The sequence below is a fragment of the Streptomyces sp. NPDC002817 genome (genome assembly GCF_053592055.1).
The window spans coordinates 1-2429 of record NZ_JBSFUY010000101.1; the positions used below are offsets into that span (position 1 = coordinate 1).

Consider the following 2429-nt stretch of genomic DNA (forward strand, 5'->3'; position numbering starts at 1 on the left):
GTGGTCCACCACCCAGGCCCCGCACGCCCACCGCACGCTGTACGCGCTGGTCGCCGGAGTGCCCGAGCACAAGATCCGGGTCGTCTCCCCCGACAGCGGATTCCTGTCCGGCCGGTGCGACTGATCGCCGAGGGATGCGGCCTTTCGCGGGCCGAGGTCGAGCGACTGATCACGGAGGGGAGAGTCGTGTCAGCGGTCCGGCTGAGCGGCAAGCTCTCCGGCGACTTCACGTTCACGCTGAAGCACTGAAGGGCTGACGCGAGGCCTCCTCGAGTCCTGGGGCCTGTCCGGCAAGATCCGCCGGGCAGGCCCTGGAGGCCGCGCCCACGAGCCCGCGCCACGCGCCGGTTCCCGTCAGGACTCCTTGTCGATACGTCCTGACAAACCTATTGACATCACCAGTGGGGCGTTTCATAGTACGACGCGACTAGAGCGCGCTAGTAACGCGCGCTAGCACCCCAGAAGCGGCACACACCCTCCGCTGCCGCAGACAGCACCGCTCCGCCGCACACGGCGCTCCCGAGCCGCTCGCCCGTCTCTCCAGCCGGGCGGAACCCCCCTCACACCAAGATCCACATCCCACTTCCACCCTGATCAGCACAGCGAGGTGCAAGGGACATGCACAGACACCACCGAGCCGCCACTCTGACCGCCACGGTTCTCGTCGGCGCCCTGTTCGCGACCGGCTGCTCCAGCAGTTCCGGTGGCAAGAAGTCCGAGGAAGGCGACGCGGCGGCCTCCGCGGGCAAGGCCAATACGCCGCGCATGACCGTGGCCATGGTCACCCACGCCTCCCCCGGCGACACCTTCTGGGACCTCGTCCGCAAGGGCGCCCAGGCCGCCGCCGCCAAGGACAACATCAAGCTCGTCTACTCCAGCGACCCCAGTGCCGGAACCCAGGCCAACCTCGTCCAGAACGCCATCGACCAGAAGGTCGACGGCATCGCCCTCACCGCGGCCAAGCCCGACGCCCTCAAGGACGTCATCGCCAAGGCCAAGGCGGCCGGCATCCCCGTCGTCGGTTTCAACTCCGGCGTCGACAACTGGAAGGACCTCGGCATGCTCGAGTACTTCGGGCAGGACGAGAACATCGCCGGTCAGGCCTTCGGCGAACGCCTCGACCAACTCGGCGCCAAGCACGCCCTGTGCGTCATCCAGGAACAGGGACAGGTCGCCCTGGAAGCCCGCTGCGCCGGCCTGAAGAAGGGCTTCAGCGGCAAGACCGACACGCTCTACGTCAACGGCACCGACATGCCGTCCGTGAAGTCCACCATCACCGCCAAACTCACGGCCGACTCCTCCGTCGACCAGGTCGTCACCCTCGGCGCGCCCATCGCGCTGACCGCGGTGCAGTCCCTGTCCGACGCCGGCAGCAAGGCCAAGATCGCCACGTTCGACCTCAACAAGGACCTCGTCAAGGCCGTCCAGGAAGGCACCGTCGAGTTCGCCGTCGACCAGCAGCCGTACCTCCAGGGCTACCTCGCCGTCGACTCACTGTGGCTCTACGAGAACAACGGCAACTTCAGCGGTGGCGGCACCGCACCCGTCCTCACCGGACCGGCGTTCATCACCAAGGACAACGCCGACGCCGTCGCCGAGTTCGCCGCGAAGGGCACCCGGTGACAAGCGTGACCCAGCATGCCGAGCCGGCGGTGACCACACCGCCGGCCCCCGGCCCGAAGGAGACCGACGGCCGGACCGCTCAACGCCACCTGGCCCTGCGCCTGTTGGCCCGCCCCGACATCGGCGTCTTCCTCGGCGCCGTCGCGGTGTGGGTGTTCTTCCTCATCTCCGCCCCGCCGGTGCGCGACGGCGGCTCGATGGCCAACATCCTGTACCAGTCGTCCACCATCGGAATCATGGCGCTGCCCGTGGCGCTGCTCATGATCGGCGGCGAGTTCGACCTCTCCTCCGGCGTCGCGGTCATCACCTCGGCGCTCACCGCCAGCATGCTGACGTATCAACTCACCGTGAACGTCTGGGCGAGCGTCATCGCCGCGCTGATCGTGTCGCTGGCGATCGGGTTCTTCAACGGCTGGCTGCTGATGAAGACCGGACTGCCGAGCTTCCTCGTCACCCTCGGTCCTTCCTCATCCTGCAAGGCGTGAACCTCGCGGTCACCAAGCTCGTCACCGGCAACGTCGACCTGAAGGTCTTCCCCAGCCAGGTCACCTGCGTCCTCGGCGCCGGCAAGTCCACCCTCATCAAGATCATCTCCGGGCTGCACCAGCACACCGAGGGCGAGTTCCTCGTCGACGGCTCCCCGGTGCGCTTCTCCACTCCCCGCGAGGCCCTCGACAAGGGCATCGCCACCGTCTACCAAGACCTGGCGACGGTCCCCCTCATGCCGGTGTGGCGCAACTTCTTCCTCGGCTCCGAGATCACCAAGGGCCCCTGGCCCGTGCGCCGTCTCGACATCGAGAAGATGA

At 67.6% G+C, this 2429-nt stretch carries 4 protein-coding genes and 1 pseudogene; all 5 read left to right on the forward strand.

The annotated features are described in order from the left end of the window. Nucleotides 1-46: 46 nt before the first annotated feature. Complete coding sequence (locus ACWD3I_RS49130; protein ID WP_451084468.1) at nt 47-124, forward strand: hypothetical protein; 78 nt, start codon at nt 47-49, stop codon at nt 122-124. Further along, nucleotides 97-249 (forward strand): annotated as a pseudogene (locus tag ACWD3I_RS49135) (DUF1062 domain-containing protein); the annotation flags it as partial. The gene ACWD3I_RS49130 and the pseudogene ACWD3I_RS49135, both read left to right, overlap by 28 nt. Before the next feature lie 369 nt (nt 250-618). Continuing rightward, entirely contained in the window at nt 619-1623 is a 1005-nt protein-coding gene (locus ACWD3I_RS49140; protein WP_365414200.1) for a sugar ABC transporter substrate-binding protein, read from the forward strand. A 5-nt stretch (nt 1624-1628) separates the two neighbouring features. Then, nucleotides 1629-2108 carry an ABC transporter permease gene (locus ACWD3I_RS49145; protein ID WP_365414198.1) on the forward strand — a complete coding sequence of 160 codons (480 nt, stop codon included), beginning with the start codon at nt 1629-1631 and terminating at the stop codon, nt 2106-2108. Beyond that, on the forward strand, nt 2096-2429 hold a 334-nt coding region (locus ACWD3I_RS49150), incomplete at its 3' end, for an ATP-binding cassette domain-containing protein (RefSeq protein WP_451084469.1). The genes ACWD3I_RS49145 and ACWD3I_RS49150, both read left to right, overlap by 13 nt.